This is a genomic window from Neobacillus piezotolerans, from assembly GCF_003362805.1.
GTDB classification, from domain to species: Bacteria; Bacillota; Bacilli; order Bacillales; family Cytobacillaceae; genus Bacillus_D; species Bacillus_D piezotolerans.
On record NZ_QNQT01000006.1, the window covers coordinates 126177 to 146012 of the forward strand.

The following is a 19836-nucleotide window of genomic DNA, read 5'->3' on the forward strand; positions in this document are numbered from 1 at the left end:
TTCCTATTTCAATCTTATGGACAGACATTCCGATTTATGAATATAGGGAAAATCCGCAGTGCTGAGAGTTTCCCTTATAGAAGGCATGAAAAAGGGGAACATATTTTCTTTTCCATGCTGAAGCTCTATAATAGAAGAAGGACGCAATAAGGGGGAATGAGAAAAAATGTCTTTTATCCACCTTCATACATATAGCGCGTACAGCCTGCTTACCAGCACCGCTTCAATCCCATCGCTTGTTGCGGCAGCAAGTAAAAAAGGCTTTAAGGCGATTGCCTTGACTGACCGGAATGTCCTTTATGGAGCGATTGAGTTTTACAAGGAATGTAAAAAACGCGGCATAGCCCCCATCCTGGGCCTGACAGCCGATGTCCTGTCCGAACGGGAGGAGCGTGTCGCATTTCCTCTCGTATTGCTAGCAAAAAATAACGCCGGATTCAGGAATCTCCTTAAAATTTCAAGCGCGATCCAAACAAAATCCCGGGATGGCATACCGCTTAAATGGCTGAGGCATTACGCCGCCGGGCTCATCGCGATTACTCCCGGAGTTGAAGGGGAAATTGAACGATTACTGCTTGAAGGAAAGAAAGAGGAGGCGGGGACACTCGCCCAATTATATAAAACTATTTTTGCCGGGGACTTTTATTTTTCCATTCAAGACCATGGGCTTGAGGAAGAAAGGGACCTTCTTGGCATAATTCCTGAATTCGCCGAGCCGCTTGGGATTGGGCTGGCCGCTACCAATGCGGTCCATTACCTCGAAAGCGGCGATGCGCTCGCGCATGAATGCCTTCTGGCAATTAGGGACGGAGCCAGGATGCAGGACGAAGGCCGTTATAAGCTGTCAGGGGAGGACTATTACCTCAAATCGGCGGAGGAGATGGCCGGGTTATTCGGTGATTTCCCGGATGCGCTCGAAAATACACTGGACATTGTGGGAAGATGCTCGGTATCGATTGAATTCGGGCGGTTCCATATGCCGAAATATCCCCTGGAACCTGGAACGGAGCCTGGCCAAATGCTTGGGCAGCTTTGTTTTGCCGGATTAAAAAAGAGGCGTCCGGAATATGGGGATGAATACTCGGAAAGGCTCCAATATGAGCTTTCGATCATCCACAAAATGAATTTCAATGATTATTTCCTGATCGTTTGGGACTTTATGAAATATGCGCGGGAACGGGGAATCCTTACCGGTCCAGGGCGCGGCTCTGCTGCCGGATCGCTTGTGGCCTATTCCCTTTATATAACCGATGTCGACCCTTTGGAACATGGGCTTCTTTTTGAACGCTTCCTGAATCCGGAGCGGATTTCGATGCCTGATATCGATATCGATTTCCCGGACACCAGGCGCGACGAAGTTATTGAATATGTCGCTCGAAAATATGGAGAGCTCCATGTCGCCCAAATCGTGACATTCGGGACACTTGCTGCGAAAGCGGCAATACGCGACGTCGGCAGGGCGTTCGGCCTGAATGGGAAAGAACTGGATTCGCTTTCAAAAGCAATCCCTTCAAGGAACGGGATCACCCTAAAGGATGCCTACCGTGAATCGGCAAGGCTGCGTGAGTTTGTTTCAGGGAGTCCGTTCAATGAAAAAATTTTCGAAACAGCCCTTAAGATTGAGGGCCTTCCAAGGCATACGTCCACCCACGCGGCTGGCGTTGTCATCAGCGAAAAGCAGCTTGTTGATCTGGTCCCGATACAGGCAGGGCACAACGACGTGTTCCTTACCCAATATTCCATGGAGCACCTCGAGGAAATCGGGCTTTTAAAAATGGATTTCCTTGGCTTGAGGAACCTTTCCCTTCTGGAAGGGATTGTTGCATCGATCAACCGGGAAGGCAGAAGGAAGATCGATATAAGGACGATTCCCCTCGAGGACGAAAAAACGTACCAACTCCTGGCCAAAGGAGAAACGACAGGAATCTTCCAGCTCGAATCGGAAGGAATGAGGAAGGTCCTTACCCGTTTAAGGCCAACAAGATTTGATGACATTGTCGCCGTAAACGCCCTTTACAGGCCAGGGCCGATGGAAAATATCCCTTTATTCATCTCAAGGAAGCATGGCGGTGAAAAAATCGTCTATCCCCATATAGACCTTGAGCCTATTTTGGAAAATACATACGGGGTTATTGTTTATCAGGAGCAAATCATGCAAATCGCCTCCACAATGGCCGGATTTACGCTTGGGGAGGCAGATTTACTGAGGAGGGCCGTCGCCAAAAAGAAGAAAGAGGAACTAGACAGGGAAAGGGAGCATTTCGTGGCCGGGGCGGTTAAAAAGGGATACGGCCGAAGCGTTGCGGATGAAGTCTACGATTTGATTGTGAGGTTCGCGAACTACGGCTTTAACAAGAGCCACTCGGTAGCTTACAGCGTCATATCCTGCCAACTAGCCTATCTAAAGGCCCATTTTCCCGCGCATTTCATGGCGGCTCTGCTTAGTTCCGTAACCGGAAACGATGTGAAAATAGCCCAGTATATACGGGAGTTAAAAGCGTTGGACATACCCGTTTTCCCGCCATCAATCAACAATAGCCTGTTTTCATTCAAAGCTGAAAATGGTGGGGTCCGGTTTGGGCTTGGAGGGATTAAGGGCATTGGCGGGTCGGTTGCAAGGGAAATCCTGCAAGAAAGGAAACGGAAGCCTTTTGCCGATCTTTTCGACTTCTGCATCCGCCTGCCGCAAAAAACAGCCAGCCGAAAAACGCTTGAGGCTTTGGTCCATTCCGGCTGTTTTGATGAATTTGGGAAAGACAGGGCCACTCTGCTGGCGAGCCTCGATATCGCAATCGAACATGCCCAGTTGATGAGTCCGGGTGAAGATGGGCAAACAGGGCTGTTTTCGGATCATTCGCTTATGCCCGCGCCTAAATATATGGAAGTCGATCCAATAAGCCTTGAAAACAAACTCGCTTATGAGAAGGAGGTTCTGGGGTTTTACCTTTCAAGCCATCCGATATCCATGCATGAACAGAATCTCCTGGAGGCGGGAGCGTCCCCGCTCGCGGATTTGAAGCCTGGGACCAAATTCTGGAATGCAGGGGTTTATATAAATGCAGTAAAGAAAATCCGGACAAAAAAAGGTGAACCAATGGCTTTCCTCACAGTAAGCGATCCAAGCGGGGAAATGGAGGCGGTCGCGTTTCCCGAGGTATTTAAAAAGCATACGGCCCTTCTAAACCAGGGCGGATTGGCTGTCATTGAGGGCAAGGCTGAAGAGCGCGATGGAAAAGCACAATTCATCATTCGCAAGGCTGGGGATATCGACAGTTGGCTCAAGGAGAATTCATTGCGGCGCCTGTATTTGAGGCTCACCGATGAAAATCAGGAACCATCCCGGCTAGAAGCACTGAACAAAATTCTCTCGTCAAGCAAGGGGGAGGTTGAAGTCGTGCTTCACTATGACGGCGGCAAGACAGTCGGCCTAGGACCCGGGTATGGGATTCAACCGACAGATTCGGTGCTCCGCCTCCTATATGATTTTCTTGGGAAATCGAATGTTATTTTAAAATAAACAGCTTGTAATTTCTTGCTTTACATCGATTCAAGATGTGTTATAGTTGTAAAGGAAAGTGTGGTCTGACCACCGTAATAACCATGTCCTTCCATATCCTAAAGGAGTGAATATCTTGACATTGCGTGAAGAAGCACTGCATATGCACCGAGTAAACCAGGGGAAGTTGGAATCAAAATCGAAAGTGGAGGTAAGGAACGCCAGGGATTTAAGCCTTGCTTATTCTCCGGGGGTAGCCGAACCTTGCAAGGAAATTTATGATAAGCCCGAAACGGTATACGACTATACGATGAAGGGCAATATGGTAGCGGTGGTGTCAGATGGAACAGCCGTGCTGGGGCTGGGGAATATCGGGCCGGAAGCAGCACTCCCCGTTATGGAGGGAAAAGCTGTACTGTTCAAGAGCTTTGCAGGAGTTGATGCGTTTCCAATTTGCATTAACACAACAGATGTTGAAAAAATTATTGAAACAGTCAAGCTTCTTGAGCCGACATTTGGCGGGGTGAATCTTGAGGATATCGCCGCTCCTAAATGTTTCGAAATAGAGGAAAGGCTCAAAAAAGAAACGAATATTCCAATTTTCCATGACGACCAACACGGAACAGCGATTGTTACTGTAGCTGGACTAGTCAATGCGCTGAAGATTACCGGCAAAAAAATGACTGAAATCAAAGTGGTCGCAAACGGTGCGGGTGCAGCGGGGATCGCGATCATTAAGCTTCTTTACAGCTACGGTGTCCGAGACATCATAATGTGTGATACAAAAGGGGCGATTTATGAAGGCCGCCCTAGCGGAATGAACGCCATCAAGGATGAGGTTGCCCGGTTTACTAACAGGGACAGGCTTCAAGGGAACCTTGCGGACGTTATCAAAGGGGCTGATGTGTTCATCGGTGTTTCGGTTGCTGGCTCCTTGACTAAGGAAATGGTTGCCACGATGAATGACGGTCCAATCATCTTCGCTATGGCCAATCCGGTACCGGAAATTATGCCGGAGGAAGCCAAAGAAGCTGGAGCGCTTGTCATTGGAACGGGACGTTCGGACTTCCCGAATCAGGTCAACAATGTCCTTGCTTTCCCTGGTATTTTTAGGGGAGCCCTTGATGCTCGGGCTACCCACATAAACGAGGAAATGAAAGTAGCCGCGGTTGAAGCAATCGCAAGCCTGATAAGCGATGATGAACTGAATGAGGATTATGTCATCCCGGCCCCATTTGATGAAAGAGTCGCTCCAGAGGTCGCATCCGCGGTAGCCAAGGCAGCGATCGAAACAGGGGTTGCCCGCCTTCGTGTCGATCCGGAAGAGGTAAAGGAAAAGACAAAACGCCTTTCATTGATAGGTAGAAATAAGTGAACGATTCTATAAAGAGCAAATCCCAAAACTCAAAGGTATATATCGAAATTGTCAAGCAGCTACGGGAAATGATAGCTGCCGATGGACTGAAAACCGGGGACAAGATACCTTCCGAGCGGGAATTGTCCGAGCGCCTCATTGTGGGGCGCTCCTCTGTTAGGGAGGCTCTCCGGGCACTGGAATTATTGGGACTTATTGAGACAAGAAGGGGAGAGGGCACTTTTATCCGTGACTTCCAGGGAAACCAGCTTGTCCAGCTCCTTAGCACCTTCATCCTTCAGGACGAAAAAGCCAGGCGGGATGTGAAGGAAACGAAATACTGTATCGAAATGGATTCCCTGAGGCTTATTCTCCAAAAAGCTTCTGGTTTAAACCTTGAAGATATATTCGGATTGGTCGGAAAAGCGAAAATTAACGATGATGAATTTTTCCATCATCTAATCGTGCTGGCTGACAACCATTTGGTATTGCGCATATGGGTCATTTTAAAGGACTATTACCATTCCCAGGACTTTGAAAAAGAAATTGCCCGCCCCGAAGATTACAGGGCTCTCCTCGAGGCCCTCTCGGCCGGGGATGAGGAACTGGCAATAGAGAAATATAAGGTATTGAGAAAAATGTCTAAATCCTAGCGACAGAAAGCGGCATCTTTTTTTAAAAAAGTGCCCTATAGTATGGACAGGCAAGCCTTGGCTATCCGGGCCATTTTTAATCTTCAAGTGGTCTGGCCACTGTTGCTGCTACGCATCCGGAAAGTTTTTCGCTATACTATAGTATGACGAAAATGCCGATGCTCATCCACCAAAGTGGAATGCCAGGATCCCGGCCTGCCGGAAGACGGTCAATAAATGCTTAAGCATTGCAGTTCCCGGCTTCAATCCCACTCTTAAAACTAGGGAGGTACTAACTTGCTAAAAGAGCTATTTAATAAAAAACCGAAGAAGAAAAAATATGCCGCAATTCCCTCTGAAGCAGCAAAGCAGGACGTCCCTGAAGGCATCATGACAAAATGCCCTGGTTGCAAGAAAATCATTTATACACGGGAGCTTGCAAAAAACCTGAAAGTTTGTTTTCATTGCGGTCGCCATTATCCAATGAATGCGCGTGAGAGGATTCAAAGTTTCCTTGATGAAGGAAGTTTTGAAGAAATCGATGCAGGCATGATTTCGGAAAATCCGCTTGGATTCCCGGAATACCTGGAAAAAATTGAAAAAGATAGAATCAAAACAAAAATGAATGAAGCCGTGGTCACGGGAACCGGTACCGTGAACGGCATTAAAGTGTCCATCGCGATTATGGACTCAACGTTCCGTATGGGTAGCATGGGCTCGGTTGTCGGTGAAAAAATTACCCGGGCTGTTGAAAAGGCCGGGGAACTTGGCGTGCCATTTATCATATTTACAGCTTCAGGGGGAGCCAGGATGCAGGAAGGCGTTTTAAGCCTAATGCAGATGGCTAAAACGAGTGTGGCCCTGAAGCGGTTTAGTGACAATGGCGGGCTGATTATTTCCTTTATGACCCATCCGACAACGGGAGGGGTATCCGCGAGTTTTGCTTCCCTGGGCGATTACAATATAGCTGAGCCAGGCGCGTTGATCGGCTTCGCTGGAAGGCGGATTATCGAGCAAACCATCAGGGAAGAACTGCCCGAAGATTTTCAGACGGCGGAGTTTTTGTTAAAGCATGGCCAGCTTGATGCGGTGATTGACAGGCATGAGCTAAAGGGCCAAATTGGAATAATTCTTGAACTTCATCAGCGTGGAGGTGAGCTTGTTTGGTAGGGGAACTGGAATTCGAAAAGCCGATTATCGAGCTGAGAAAGAAGATTAGCGAACTTAAGGATTATACTAATAAAACGGATGTCGACCTTTCTTCTGAAATTGAAAAGCTCTCGGCCAGGCTTGAGAAGCTTGAAAATGATATTTACTCCAATATTAAGCCGTGGGACCGTGTGCAAATCGCGCGCCATCCAAACAGGCCAACAACCCTCGATTATATCGGATATTTATTCGACAGCTTTATGGAATGCCATGGCGATAGGTTATATGGGGATGATGAAGCGATCGTGGGCGGGATTGCGAAGTTTAAAGGCGTTCCCATTACGGTGATTGGACATCAGCGCGGAAAAGATACGAAAGAAAACATCAGGCGTAATTTCGGGATGCCCCATCCTGAGGGATACCGGAAAGCTTTGAGGCTGATGAAACAGGCTGAGAAGTTCAGCCGCCCAATTATTTGTTTTATCGATACAAAAGGGGCTTATCCTGGTAAAGCGGCTGAGGAGCGCGGCCAAAGCGAGGCCATTGCCCGCAATCTGTTTGAAATGGCAAGCCTGAGCGTACCGGTTGTCTGCATCGTTATTGGTGAAGGCGGCAGCGGCGGCGCCTTGGCACTTGGCGTCGGGAACCATATCCTGATGCTGGAAAACTCCACGTATTCCGTTATTTCGCCTGAAGGGGCCGCGGCACTCCTGTGGAAAGATGCTTCCCAGGCGAAACGCGCCGCCGAATCGATGAAAATTACCGCCCCGGATCTGAAAGATCTCGGAATTATTGATGCGATCATTCCTGAAGTGCGCGGCGGAGCCCATCGGAACGTCGAGGCGCAGGCGCATGAAATCGAAATGGCCCTTTTCCGATCCCTGAAAGAGCTATCAAGGCTTACAGGAGCGGAACTGAAGGATCAGCGGTATGAAAAGTATAAGGCGATTGGCGAGTATTCGTTTTTAAATGATTATATAGGGGTAAATTAAAAGCGTGCTTTTCGAAGCACGTTTCTTTTTTTGGACGGGTGCAATACTTCATACTTTGATGCATCAAAACAAATACTAATTGAATAGTTTCATACGTCCGGGCCATTCGATTCGTTAAAAAGTCCAAGGATTTTTTTATTAAACGCTTACACTGGATTCCTGTACCGTTTTTTGCTTTTTTCGCGCCGATTAAGTTGTTAGACCTCTTCCTTAATGGTATTTTATAAATGACCAGTTTGTTACCCTTATAACAATTTGAAGGTTTACAACAACAATTGTCTAGTGAACGAGTAAAGATATGGGGTGAAAAGTTCAATGAATAAAATTGGAGTTTTGACAAGCGGCGGGGACTCCCCAGGTATGAACGCTGCCATCAGGGCAGTTGTCAGGAAGGCAATCTTCCATGATATCGAGGTTTACGGAGTTTACGGTGGATTTGCCGGATTAATCAATGGGAATATCAAAAGGCTTGGATTGGGTTCCGTCGGGGATATTATCCATAGAGGCGGCACAATGCTCCAATCCGCTCGGTGTGCTGAGTTTAAAACGAAAGAAGGCCAAATGAAAGGGATAGAGCAGATGCGGGAGCATGGGATCGAAGGCCTTGTTGTAATTGGCGGGGACGGATCTTACCGCGGAGCCAAGGCACTTACCGAACTTGGGTTTCCGTGTGTCGGCGTGCCGGGAACAATTGATAACGATATCCCTGGAACCGAATTTACAATCGGATTTGATACTGCCTTGAATACAGTCATTGATGCAATCGATAAAATCCGTGATACTGCAAGTTCGCATGAGCGGACTTTCATTATTGAAGTAATGGGCCGGGATGCGGGGGACATCGCTCTTTGGGCAGGGCTTGCCGGAGGAGCCGAAACCATCCTCATTCCAGAAGAAAACTATGAAATGGATGATATCGCCGACAAGCTTCACCGAGGGAATGAACGCGGGAAGAAGCACAGTATCATAGTCGTGGCTGAAGGCGTATGCAGCGGAGTCGAGTTTGCCCGGAAGTTGAAAGAGGCTGCGAATATTGATACACGGATTTCCGTACTTGGCCATATGCAAAGGGGCGGATCGCCTACCGCGGCAGACCGTGTCCTTGCGAGCAGGCTTGGCGCCAGGGCGGTCGAGCTTCTACTTGATGGCCAAGGCGGCAGGGCTGTGGGGATCGAGCGGAACCGGCTGGTCGATTATGATATTATCGAGGCGATTGAAGAGAAAAAACATGTGCTTGACTTGGATTTGTATAAATTGTCCCAAGAACTATCTATCTAATGGCTGACAGGAGGATATAGCATGCGTAAGACAAAGATTGTTTGTACGATCGGTCCCGCAAGTGAAAGTGTTGAAAAACTAAAGGATTTAATGGTTTCAGGCATGAATGTCGCCCGCCTCAATTTTTCGCATGGCGATTTTGAGGAACACGGCGCAAGGATTGCGAATATCAGGAAAGCGGCTGAAATGACCGGAAAGACCGTCGCGATTCTTCTTGATACGAAAGGACCGGAAATCCGTACCCATAATATGAGGGATGGCGCGATTGAACTAATTGCCGGAGAAAATGTCGCCGTTTCAATGAAAGAAGTTGAAGGCAGCCCCGATATGTTCTCCATTACATATCCAGGCCTGATTGAAGACGTATCGAGAGGATCAAAAATTCTATTGGATGACGGGCTCATCGGGCTTGAAGTAACAGACATTGATCAAGATAACCAGCTAATCCATACAAAAATATTGAATACTGGAACATTAAAAAACAAAAAGGGCGTTAATGTTCCGGGGGTATCGGTCAATTTGCCGGGAATCACGGATAAGGATAGGAAAGATATCCTTTTCGGAATTGAACAGGATATTGATTTCATTGCTGCTTCGTTTGTCAGAAGGGCGAAGGATGTCCTTGAAATCCGCCAGCTGCTTGAGGAAAATAATGCATCGCATATTCATATTATTCCTAAAATCGAAAACCAGGAAGGGGTCGATAACATCGATGAAATCCTTGAGGTTTCGGATGGCCTTATGGTTGCCCGCGGCGATTTGGGCGTAGAGATTCCGGCTGAAGAAGTGCCTCTTGTGCAAAAGATGCTCATAAATAAATGCAATGCTGAAGGAAAACCAGTCATTACAGCGACACAGATGCTCGACTCCATGCAGCGGAACCCAAGGCCGACAAGGGCGGAAGCTAGCGACGTCGCAAACGCCATTTTCGATGGCACCGATGCGATTATGCTTTCCGGTGAAACGGCAGCAGGGCTTTATCCAGTTGAGGCTGTCCAAACGATGCACAATATCGCCTCTAGGGCTGAAGAAGCATTGAACCATAAAGAAATTCTTCAAAAGAGGAGCCGGGATACTGAAACCAATACGACAGACGCGATTGGGCAATCTGTAGCCTATACAGCTCTTAACCTGCAGGTGAGTGCAATCATTACTCCTACAGTCAGCGGCCATTCGGCAAGGATGGTTTCGAAGTACAGGACGAAAGCGCCTATCGTTGCCGTAACCTCAGACAAGGGCACTCAAAGGCGTCTTTGCCTCGTCTGGGGAGTGTATCCTCAGATTGGCAGGAAGGTTAAGACAACTGACGAAATGATGGATATCGCTGTTGGCGAAAGCCTGAACAGCGGCATTGTCCAACATGGCGATCTTGTCATCATTACTGCTGGGGTCCCTGTCGCGGAAGCCGGGACAACGAATTTGATGAAGATTCACATTGTCGGGGATATACTTGCCAAAGGCCAGGGAATCGGCAAAAAATCCGCGTATGGGAAAGCGGTTATCGCTCGGAATGCGGAAGAAGCATTGGCGAAAATAACACCTGGTGACATTCTGATTACGATTGGCTCGGACAGGGAAATGGTTCCCGCGCTCGAGAAGTGCGGCGCGCTGATTGCCGAAGAAGGCGGTTTGACAAGCCATGCGGCCGTTGTCGGCTTGAATCTTGGTATACCGGTTATAGTCGGAGTGGAAAATGCGACAGACGTTTTAAAGGATGGACAGGAGATTACGGTTGATGCGACAAGGGGCGTTATCTATAACGGCCACGCAAGCGTACTGTAATTGATTCGAAAAGAAGGGAGAGGCATCCCTTCTTTTTGTTTAAACGGCCGCTTGCTCTTTTCTAAAAAGAAGTGAATGTATGAAATTTGTCTAGCTCCAGTGCCCAGCGCCTAGTGTACTTCGGCCCCCTCGCAACGATAAGTCAACATCGATTCGCCTTCGCTCATCGTGTTTCCTTTATCTCCATCGGGGCCCTCCAGTCCATTCGGCGCTAAACGGCCGCTTGCGCTTTTCTATGGGGAGGTTGGGGATATAATGTTCCGTACTTATTTATTTTTGCTCATTATTCTTGTTCCAGCAGCAGAAATTGGGATATTGCTTTGGTCCGGAAAAACGATAGGCGTGCTCCCCACTGTCTTTATGATTTTATTTACCGGGGTGATGGGGACATATTTGGCCAAGAGCCAGGGATTGAAAGTCATCCGCCAGGCGCAGCAGCAAATGGCGTATGGCCAAATGCCCGGGGAGGCAATCTTGGACGGCATATGCGTTCTTGCCGGGGGTATCCTGCTCCTTACACCGGGATTTGTCACCGACCTTGCGGGGCTTCTCCTTCTGATTCCGGCAACCAGGAAGTTTTTCAAATATTGGCTGGCAGCAATTATAAGAAGATGGATGAACAAGGGAACAATCAGAATCATAAGATAAAGCCATGATAAATGGTTTTGTGCGGGACGCCAACCACGGGCAATAGGAAAAACGCCGGCTTCGGAAGCCGGCGTTTTTCCTATATTTTTGTTTCATTTCCTTTAATGAAATTCCATAGGTCTTCAAAGACATTAGCGCGTTTAAGGGTATTGAATATGACCAGGACGACTGGTCCGGCTATCAGGCCGAGAAATCCAAGCAGCTTGAAGCCTACGAAAAGGGCGACTAGGGTTGCCAAGGGATCCAGGCCGATGCTTGATGAGAGGATTTTGGGCTCCATAACTTGCCTTTGGACAAGTACAACGATATAGAGGACGCCTAGCCCAATCGCGAGGCCCATATCCCCCGCAATCGCCTCATACAGGATCCAGGGGACGAAAACGGTACCGGTGCCTAGATATGGGATGATATCGACAATCCCGGCAACAAGCGCGATGGTAATTGCATAATCGACGCGAAGCACCAGCAGCCCAATCAGGATGATGACGGTGGTGATTGAGATAAGGGTCAGCTGGGCCTTGATAAAACCGAAAAGTGCCTTTTTAAGGTCGGTGAATACGGTCCTGCCGCTAGCCCTTGCTTTTACAGGCATAAGCCGGCCTCCCATGGCGGACAGTCTTTGCCAGTCCTTGCTGATAAAAAAAGTTGCCAATAAAGAGAATATTAAGACTGTCGCAGCATTTGGAAACCAGGATAAAATCATGGGAATGTTCCCGAAAAATCCATTTAGGAATTGCCCGACGGTTGAGCCGACCCTTTGGCCAACATTCTGGATATTCTTCATAATTGTTTCCTGCTGGCCGGCATCTAGGTTGTTGAATAAGCCTGTGAGCTGATTGTACAGAGGGATGATCTGTGAGGCGAACATGTCTTCACTATACCGGATCAACGTGTTTAAATGCTTTGGAAGGACATCCGCTAAGTAAGTGGCGCCGCTGACAATTTCGGCAACCAATAGGGTTACAAGCCCCGCGAAAACCGCGAAAATAATAACCAATGTGATCAGGACCGCCAACGATCGCGGCATTCGTCCCCTCTTTTCAAAAAACTCGACCAGGGGATTAATCAGGAAGGCGATGGCAAAAGCAATTAGGAAAGGGTACGTTACCGCCGATATGTAATAGAACGCGATAAAAGCGCCTATCACCAGGCCCACTACCAAAAGCAGCCTGGCTGTCCGGGCTAGATAGACAGGATTCAATCCTTGGATTCCTCCTTCAGCTTAATCAGATAGTTTAAGTTTAACATTTTGCAAATGAATGTGCATTAAGGCTATACTTTTAAAAGGCGGAATCGAGACGGTTCCGGAAAATCCGCCATTCTTTGCCGGGATCTGCTATTTTCTATTAATATAATATTTTTTATTTTTCCAATTCCTTTTCATTCACAAAAATCTGACAATTGGTTATAATAAGACATGTAAGCGCAATCTTTTTTACATATGTTTTATTATTATGATTAAATAATTGTGTATAGTGTAAAGTGAAGGGATTTTTTTCAGCTTAATAGGCTTCTAGTGTGTGGCGGGGGAAGTGGCATTTGCTTCAGGGGATTGCAGATGCTCATTTTTTGGAAAGGTTCCGAGCAAGCGCTCATGCAATTAGCCGAGCAGTCCGGACTTCCAACTACACTATAGGAAAAGGGTATGGGGAAATTACAGATTGCAAAGGAGAGGTTTGGGATGTCAGTTACACGTGGACTAGAAGGGGTTGTGGCAACAACTTCCTCAATCAGCTCGATCATTGACGATACATTGACTTATGTCGGCTATGACATTGATGATCTTGCAGAGAATGCTAGTTTCGAAGAAGTCATTTATTTGTTATGGCACCGAAAATTGCCTACAAAGGCGCAGCTTGAGGAACTGAGGGACCAGCTTTCCGCCGAAGCGGGGCTGCCTCAGGAAGTGCTCGACCATTTCAAAATGTATCCGATCAAGTCTGTCCATCCGATGGCCGCTTTAAGGACGGCCGTATCGCTGCTGGGCCTGTATGATGATGAAGCGGATGAAATGAGCCAGGAATCCAATTACATGAAAGCTGTCCGACTCCAAGCAAAGATTCCAGCACTTATTACTGCTTTCGCGAGAATCAGGAAAGGGCTTGAGCCAATTGCACCGAGGAAAGACCTTGGCTTTGCGGCAAACTTCCTTTACATGCTGACAGGAAATGAGCCAGAGCCGATTGCGATTGAAGCTTTTAACAAAGCGCTCGTTCTGCATGCTGACCACGAATTGAATGCTTCGACCTTTACTGCAAGGGTTTGTGTCGCTACACTTTCCGATGTATATTCCGGAGTTACCGCCGCGATCGGCGCCCTTAAAGGCCCGCTACATGGCGGAGCGAATGAAGCGGTCATGAAGATGCTGTCGGAAATTGGATCCCCTGACAATGTCGAAGCCTATGTAAGGGGCAAGCTTGATAATAAAGAAAAGATCATGGGTTTTGGCCACCGAGTTTACCGTAAGGGAGACCCACGCGCGAAGCACCTGAGGGAAATGTCACGGAAACTGACCGGGTTGACAGGGGAACCGCACTGGTACGATATGTCGGTGAAAATTGAGGAAATAGTCACCAGTGAGAAAAATCTTCCGCCGAATGTCGATTTTTATTCAGCTTCTGTATACCACAGCCTTGGCATTGACCATGACTTATTCACGCCAATCTTTGCCCTGAGCCGTGTTTCCGGATGGCTTGCCCATATTCTTGAGCAATATGACAATAACAGGCTGATCCGCCCGCGCGCCGATTACACTGGGCCAGGAATGCAGAAATACATTCCGATTTCGGCACGCTGATCCGCCTGCGAATCGGTTTACTTTTCCATAAGAAATTGATGTAATGAATAGAGCGGGAAAGCCAAAGGATGGCCTTACCCGCTTTCAAAGGTTAGAAGCAGGCCTTCTAGCCTTTAGGTGTGGTTAACGTAGTTTATATCCTAAAAGGGTTCATCAGTGGAGGGAGAAATGACAATGCAAGGTGAAAAAATTACAGTCCAAAACGGGGTATTGAATGTCCCTAACAATCCAGTTGTCCCATTCATCGAAGGAGACGGAACCGGCCCGGACATTTGGGCGGCTTCAGTAAGGGTGCTTGATGCAGCAGTTGAAAAGGCATATAAGGGCGAGAAGAAAATCGTCTGGAAGGAAGTGCTCGCTGGAGAAAAGGCGTTCAACAAGACCGGCGAATGGCTGCCGCAGGAAACGCTCGACTTGATCAACGAATACCTGATCGCGATTAAAGGGCCTCTCACAACCCCGGTTGGCGGCGGAATCCGTTCACTTAACGTCGCGCTTCGCCAGGAACTTGATTTGTTCGTTTGCTTGCGCCCTGTTAGATGGTTTGAAGGCGTGCCTTCTCCAGTAAAGCGCCCGCAGGATACCGACATGGTCATTTTCCGTGAAAATACGGAAGATATTTATGCCGGAATTGAATATGCAAAAGGATCCGACGAAGTTAAGAAACTGATTGCATTCCTTCAAAACGAAATGGGTGTAAACAAAATCCGTTTCCCTGAGACTTCAGGCATCGGAATCAAGCCGGTTTCTGAGGAAGGAACAACCCGCCTTGTCCGTGCGGCTCTTAATTATGCAATCAAGGAAGGCCGTAAGTCGCTTACCCTGGTACATAAAGGGAACATTATGAAATATACAGAGGGAGCATTCAAAAACTGGGGCTATGAGCTTGCCGAGAAAGAATTCGGAGACAAGGTCTTCACATGGGCCCAATATGACCGGATCAAGGAAGAAGAAGGCACTGAAGCAGCCAATAAGGCTCAAGCCGACGCGGAAGCAGCAGGCAAAATCATCGTAAAAGATTCAATTGCTGATATTTTCCTCCAGCAGATCCTGACACGCCCGAAGGAATTCGACGTTGTTGCGACTATGAATCTTAACGGCGACTATATTTCCGATGCGCTGGCGGCGCAGGTTGGTGGTATCGGCATCGCGCCGGGAGCGAACATCAACTATGAAACTGGGCATGCCATTTTCGAAGCGACTCACGGCACAGCCCCTAAATATGCCGGCCTCGACAAGGTAAACCCTTCTTCCGTTATTTTGTCAGGCGTGCTTATGCTTGAGCACCTTGGCTGGAACGAAGCTGCCAATATGATCGTGAAATCAATGGAAAAGACAATCGCTTCCAAGGTAGTCACGTATGATTTTGCCCGCCTGATGGATGGCGCGACTGAAGTGAAAACGTCCCAATTCGGCGACGAGCTTATCAAAAATATGGAATAGGCGGGGCAGATTGCCCTCAACCCAATTTGCATTTCATGGCGACGGGCGGCAATGCTTCCCGCCGGCATCCCAGTTTAAAACGATAACCAGGGAGGAAACGACATGTCAATGAAACGCAAAAAGATTTCAGTCATCGGGGGAGGCTTTACTGGGGCGACGACCGCATTCATGCTCGCCCAAAAAGAGCTTGGAGATGTGGTTCTTGTCGATATTCCGCAAATGGAAAATTCGACAAAGGGTAAAGCTCTAGATATGCTGCAGGCAAGCCCTGTCCAGGGATTTGATGCAACCATTACGGGAACATCAAATTATGAGGACACAAGGGATTCCGATATTGTTGTCATTACCGCGGGAATCGCACGGAAACCGGGCATGAGCAGGGACGACCTTGTCCAGACAAACCAAAAGATCATGAAGAGCGTCGCTGGGGAAATAGTGAAATATTCACCGGAATGTTTCATCCTTGTTTTGACCAACCCTGTTGATGCCATGACTTATACAGTTTTCAAGGAAAGCGGCTTCCCTAAAAACCGTGTAATCGGGCAATCAGGCGTACTTGACACCGCCAGGTTCCGTACGTTTATCGCCCAGGAGCTCAACCTGTCAGTAAAGGACATTACCGGTTTCGTCCTTGGAGGGCATGGCGACGATATGGTGCCGCTTGTCCGCTATTCCTATGCGGGCGGCATTCCGCTTGAGACGCTTATTCCAAAAGACCGCCTTGAGGCAATAGTTGAGCGCACCCGTAAAGGCGGAGGCGAAATCGTAAATCTTCTTGGCAACGGAAGCGCATATTACGCGCCGGCAGCCTCCCTGGTTGAAATGTGTGAAGCAATCCTGAAGGATCAGCGCCGCGTTCTTCCATCAATCGCCTATCTTGAGGGCGAGTATGGATACGAAGGCATTTATCTTGGCGTGCCAACCATTCTTGGAGCAAATGGCATCGAGAAGATAATTGAGCTTGAACTGACAGAGGACGAGAAAGCCGGGCTTGATAAGTCGGCTGATTCAGTACGCAATGTCATGGCTGTGCTTGCGTAATAAAATAAACCGAATTCGGGGGAGCTTCCCCCGAATTTTTTCGCTAAATTGGAAGTTGCCCCTTATTTGATATAGGGAAATAATAGTTTGTGGACCGCTTAGAAAAGCGGCCAATAAGGAGGGCAGAGAACATGCTTTTAGGTAAAAAAAGAAAGCTTGGCAGAAGGATAGAAGAAATGTCAGTCGGAGAAAAACTTTCCCTTACGGAAAAAATAGAGGACAAGGACCTTCTTCTCTACCTTGGACTCACGAATGATGCGAATCCCTTATACATACAGCATGATTATGCGTCACAAACTCCGTTTGGGAAACCGGTTGTGCCGGCCATCATGCTGACTGGAATTATTACATCGGCCATTTCAAAATATCTGCCGGGACCTGGAAGCCATATCCTGGCGCAGGAACTGGAGTTTCCCAAACCGGTTTACCATTATGGAACTGTCGATTTTCTTCTCAAGGTAATTGATGTGGACCCAAAATCACATACTGTCACAATTTCGGTAACCGGAAAAAACGAAAATGAGGAAAACGTAGTTACGGGAAAAGTAAAAGTCTGCCCTCCCCATCGCCTCTCAAGGATGGATGGCAGCGCGCTGGAAAACTTTTAAGGGCAGCCCATAGCTGCCCTTTCGCCATTCTTGAAGGTAAAAAATATTTACTATAGTATAGTAATAGGGGAAGTTATAAATATATAGGGGATTTCTTATTTACGGAGGTTGTTATGAGGAAAAAGGTACTAGTTGTAGACGATGAACAATCGATTGTCACGCTGCTTAAATACAATCTGGAACAAGGGGGATACGAAGTCATCACGGCGATGGATGGAGAGGAAGGCAGGGAGCGGGCGATAAATGAAAGCCCCGACATGATAATCCTTGACCTTATGCTTCCCAAAATCGATGGGATTGAAGTTTGCAAGCAGCTCCGCCAGCAAAAGGTGATGATTCCGATCCTGATGCTCACGGCGAAGGATGACGAACTGGATAAAATATTGGGCCTGGAGCTTGGCGCCGATGATTATATGGTCAAGCCATTCAGCCCCCGTGAAGTTTTGGCGCGTGTAAAAGCGATACTTCGCAGGACAGAGCAATATCAGGAAAAACAACAGGAAAAACCGGAAGAGGAAGATGCACTCCTGGTTGGGGATTTGAAAATTTTCCCGGATAGGTTTGAAGCTTTTTTCAAAGATGAATTTCTTGCGCTTACGCTAAAGGAATTTGAACTCCTTAATTGCCTTGCGCAAAATAAAAACAGGGTGCTGACAAGGGACCAGCTTTTAAGCACTGTCTGGAATTATGATTTTGCCGGCGATACACGAATTGTCGATGTACATATTTCACACCTTAGGGAGAAAATCGAGGCAGACTCCAAAAAGCCTGAATATATCAAAACTATCCGGGGATTGGGCTATAAAATGGAGGAACCGAAGACCGAATGACAAAATACAGGACAAGGCTTTTAATTGCAATGGTTCTCCTTACTGTCGCGGTGCTACTTGCCCTCGGCATCCTGCTTGGCCAGCTTCTTAAAAATTATTACCTTGATTCCTATTATGAGAGGCTAGAAAATGAAAGCAGCTTGCTCCGTATGTATATCGAGGATTACGGAGGCATGCTTGGCGTGGACAGGAATGAGCTGGGGAAGTTTGGCGATAAGCTGGGGGCAGGCATCTTACTGGTGGACGTCGACGGAGCCATCCTGTATAACAGCAAGAATAATATCTCCACGCCAGAGGACCTGATTACGGATATTGTCTCGGGTGGAAACAAAAAAAAGCGGTTTTTTAAATTGAAGGACAGGCAGGAAGTCCATTATTATTGGACAGAATTGAAAGTGGGGAACGATACTGAAGGATACTTGCTCCTTAGCCTGGCTTCTAGCCAATTGAAGGATGCGTATAAAAATATTTGGTGGTTTATCTCCCTTACCCTAGGCCTTGCCCTGGCAATTATCGTGCTGCTGGGAATGAGGATTACAAGAAAATATGCCAAGCCCATCGAATCGGCGGCGAATGTGGCCATGGAACTTGCGAAGGGGAATTACCGCGCAAGGACTTATGTAGAGGAAAACATTGATGAGACCGGGTTATTGAGTACTTCCATTAACGTCCTTGCGAGAAACCTGGAGGATATGGCAAAGACGAGGGACATGCAGCAAGAGAGGCTGATGGCCCTGATCGAAAATATCGGCAGCGCCCTTGTGCTTATCGATAGCCGCGGTAATATTAGCCTCATCAATCGTGGATACAGGGACTTGGTTGAGGTGGAGCCGGCGGATTTGTTATATCGGCCTTACTTCGAGGTGATTCCTTTCAGGGAAATCCGTGAAATGATTGAAGAAATCTTCATGACTGAACAGGAGCAGAGGAGGCAGTTCATTTTGCCTGTTTCAATCGAAAGAAAGTATTTCGACGTTTCAGCCCTGCCGATAATTGGTACGAACAACGTCTGGAAAGGCGTACTGCTGGTTTTCCATGATATAACGGAACTGAAAAAATTGGAACAAATGAGAAAGGACTTCGTGGCGAATGTCTCGCATGAGCTAAAGACGCCGGTCACTTCAATCAAGGGATTTGCCGAAACGCTGATTGATGGCGCGATGAGGGATGAAAAGGCGCTACAGGAGTTCCTTTCCATAATCCTTAAGGAAAGCGACAGGCTCCAAAGACTGATCCAGGACCTTCTTGAACTTTCAAAATTGGAACAGCATAATTTCGTGCTTGATATCTCGCCATTCAGCCTCGATCCTATTGTAAAGGAAATTTTGGCCATCCTTGAAGGAAGGGCCTTTCAAAAAAATATCAGCCTTGTGGTCCATCCGTTTCCGGTCAAAACCGAAATGGAAGGAGATCCATTCAGGATAAGGCAGGTATTGATCAACCTCCTTTCAAATGCAATAAATTATACGCCGTCTGGCGGGAAAGTTGAATTATCCGTCCAAGAAGCTGGAAGCGATATTGTCATTTCCGTGAAGGATACCGGCATAGGAATTGAGGAGGACGAGGTACCGAGGATTTTTGAACGCTTTTACCGTGTAGACAGGGCGAGAAGCCGAAATTCCGGAGGCACTGGCCTTGGTCTCGCGATTGTAAAACATATCGTCGAAGCCCATCGGGGAAAGATTACAGTAAAAAGCAGGCCGGGAAAAGGGAGCGAATTCATTCTTGAATTCCCAAAAAGGGCGCGGAAAGTTTAACAATTTAAGTGGACCGATTTTGCAAAAGG

At 47.6% G+C, this 19836-nt stretch carries 15 protein-coding genes; 14 read left to right on the forward strand and 1 reads right to left on the reverse strand.

What is annotated here, in order from left to right:
* Positions 1-166 precede the first annotated feature (166 nt).
* The 8 genes from dnaE (at position 167) to DRW41_RS14415 (ending at position 11331) form a co-directional block, all read left to right on the forward strand.
* Positions 167-3517, forward strand: coding sequence for a DNA polymerase III subunit alpha (gene dnaE / locus DRW41_RS14380; protein WP_115452701.1), 3351 nt, complete (start codon positions 167-169; stop codon positions 3515-3517).
* 115 nt (positions 3518-3632) lie between these two features.
* Complete coding sequence (ystJ, locus tag DRW41_RS14385; protein ID WP_115452702.1) at positions 3633-4871, forward strand: NADP-dependent malic enzyme; 1239 nt, start codon at positions 3633-3635, stop codon at positions 4869-4871.
* Positions 4868-5503 carry a FadR/GntR family transcriptional regulator gene (locus tag DRW41_RS14390; protein WP_281272318.1) on the forward strand — a complete coding sequence of 212 codons (636 nt, stop codon included), beginning with the start codon at positions 4868-4870 and terminating at the stop codon, positions 5501-5503. The genes ystJ and DRW41_RS14390 overlap by 4 nt, the downstream gene beginning before the upstream one ends.
* Positions 5504-5779: 276 nt before the next feature.
* Positions 5780-6652 carry an acetyl-CoA carboxylase, carboxyltransferase subunit beta gene (accD, locus tag DRW41_RS14395; protein WP_115452703.1) on the forward strand — a complete coding sequence of 291 codons (873 nt, stop codon included), beginning with the start codon at positions 5780-5782 and terminating at the stop codon, positions 6650-6652.
* Positions 6646-7623 carry an acetyl-CoA carboxylase carboxyl transferase subunit alpha gene (gene accA / locus DRW41_RS14400; RefSeq protein ID WP_115452704.1) on the forward strand — a complete coding sequence of 326 codons (978 nt, stop codon included), beginning with the start codon at positions 6646-6648 and terminating at the stop codon, positions 7621-7623. Before accD ends, accA begins: the two co-directional genes overlap by 7 nt.
* A 315-nt stretch (positions 7624-7938) precedes the next feature.
* Positions 7939-8901 carry a 6-phosphofructokinase gene (gene pfkA, locus DRW41_RS14405; RefSeq protein WP_115452705.1) on the forward strand — a complete coding sequence of 321 codons (963 nt, stop codon included), beginning with the start codon at positions 7939-7941 and terminating at the stop codon, positions 8899-8901.
* Between the two features lie 21 nt (positions 8902-8922).
* Positions 8923-10683 carry a pyruvate kinase gene (gene pyk / locus DRW41_RS14410; protein ID WP_115452706.1) on the forward strand — a complete coding sequence of 587 codons (1761 nt, stop codon included), beginning with the start codon at positions 8923-8925 and terminating at the stop codon, positions 10681-10683.
* Positions 10684-10959: 276 nt separating this feature from the next.
* Positions 10960-11331: an FxsA family protein gene (locus DRW41_RS14415; RefSeq protein ID WP_439330876.1), complete on the forward strand. Its 372-nt coding sequence runs from the start codon at positions 10960-10962 to the stop codon at positions 11329-11331.
* Between the two features lie 79 nt (positions 11332-11410).
* Here DRW41_RS14415 and ytvI read toward each other — a convergent pair whose 3' ends face one another.
* Entirely contained in the window at positions 11411-12532 is a 1122-nt protein-coding gene (gene ytvI, locus DRW41_RS14420; RefSeq protein WP_115452708.1) for a sporulation integral membrane protein YtvI, read from the reverse strand.
* A gap of 480 nt (positions 12533-13012) precedes the next feature.
* On the opposite strand from ytvI, the gene citZ reads away from it, so the two are divergent.
* The 6 genes from citZ (at position 13013) to pnpS (ending at position 19807) form a co-directional block, all read left to right on the forward strand.
* Entirely contained in the window at positions 13013-14128 is a 1116-nt protein-coding gene (citZ, locus tag DRW41_RS14425) for a citrate synthase (RefSeq protein WP_115452709.1), read from the forward strand.
* Between the two features lie 174 nt (positions 14129-14302).
* Entirely contained in the window at positions 14303-15571 is a 1269-nt protein-coding gene (gene icd, locus DRW41_RS14430; protein WP_115452796.1) for an NADP-dependent isocitrate dehydrogenase, read from the forward strand.
* A gap of 102 nt (positions 15572-15673) precedes the next feature.
* The gene (gene mdh, locus DRW41_RS14435) at positions 15674-16612 is read left to right on the forward strand and encodes a malate dehydrogenase (RefSeq protein ID WP_115452710.1); all 939 of its coding nucleotides are present in this window, start codon (positions 15674-15676) and stop codon (positions 16610-16612) included.
* Between the two features lie 131 nt (positions 16613-16743).
* A complete protein-coding gene (locus DRW41_RS14440) occupies positions 16744-17220 on the forward strand; it encodes a MaoC/PaaZ C-terminal domain-containing protein (protein ID WP_115452711.1) in 477 nt (158 codons plus the stop codon).
* A 113-nt stretch (positions 17221-17333) separates the two neighbouring features.
* A complete protein-coding gene (locus DRW41_RS14445; protein ID WP_115452712.1) occupies positions 17334-18050 on the forward strand; it encodes a response regulator transcription factor in 717 nt (238 codons plus the stop codon).
* Positions 18047-19807, forward strand: a complete 1761-nt coding sequence (gene pnpS / locus DRW41_RS14450; RefSeq protein WP_115452713.1) for a two-component system histidine kinase PnpS — start codon at positions 18047-18049, stop codon at positions 19805-19807. Before DRW41_RS14445 ends, pnpS begins: the two co-directional genes overlap by 4 nt.
* Positions 19808-19836 lie beyond the last annotated feature (29 nt).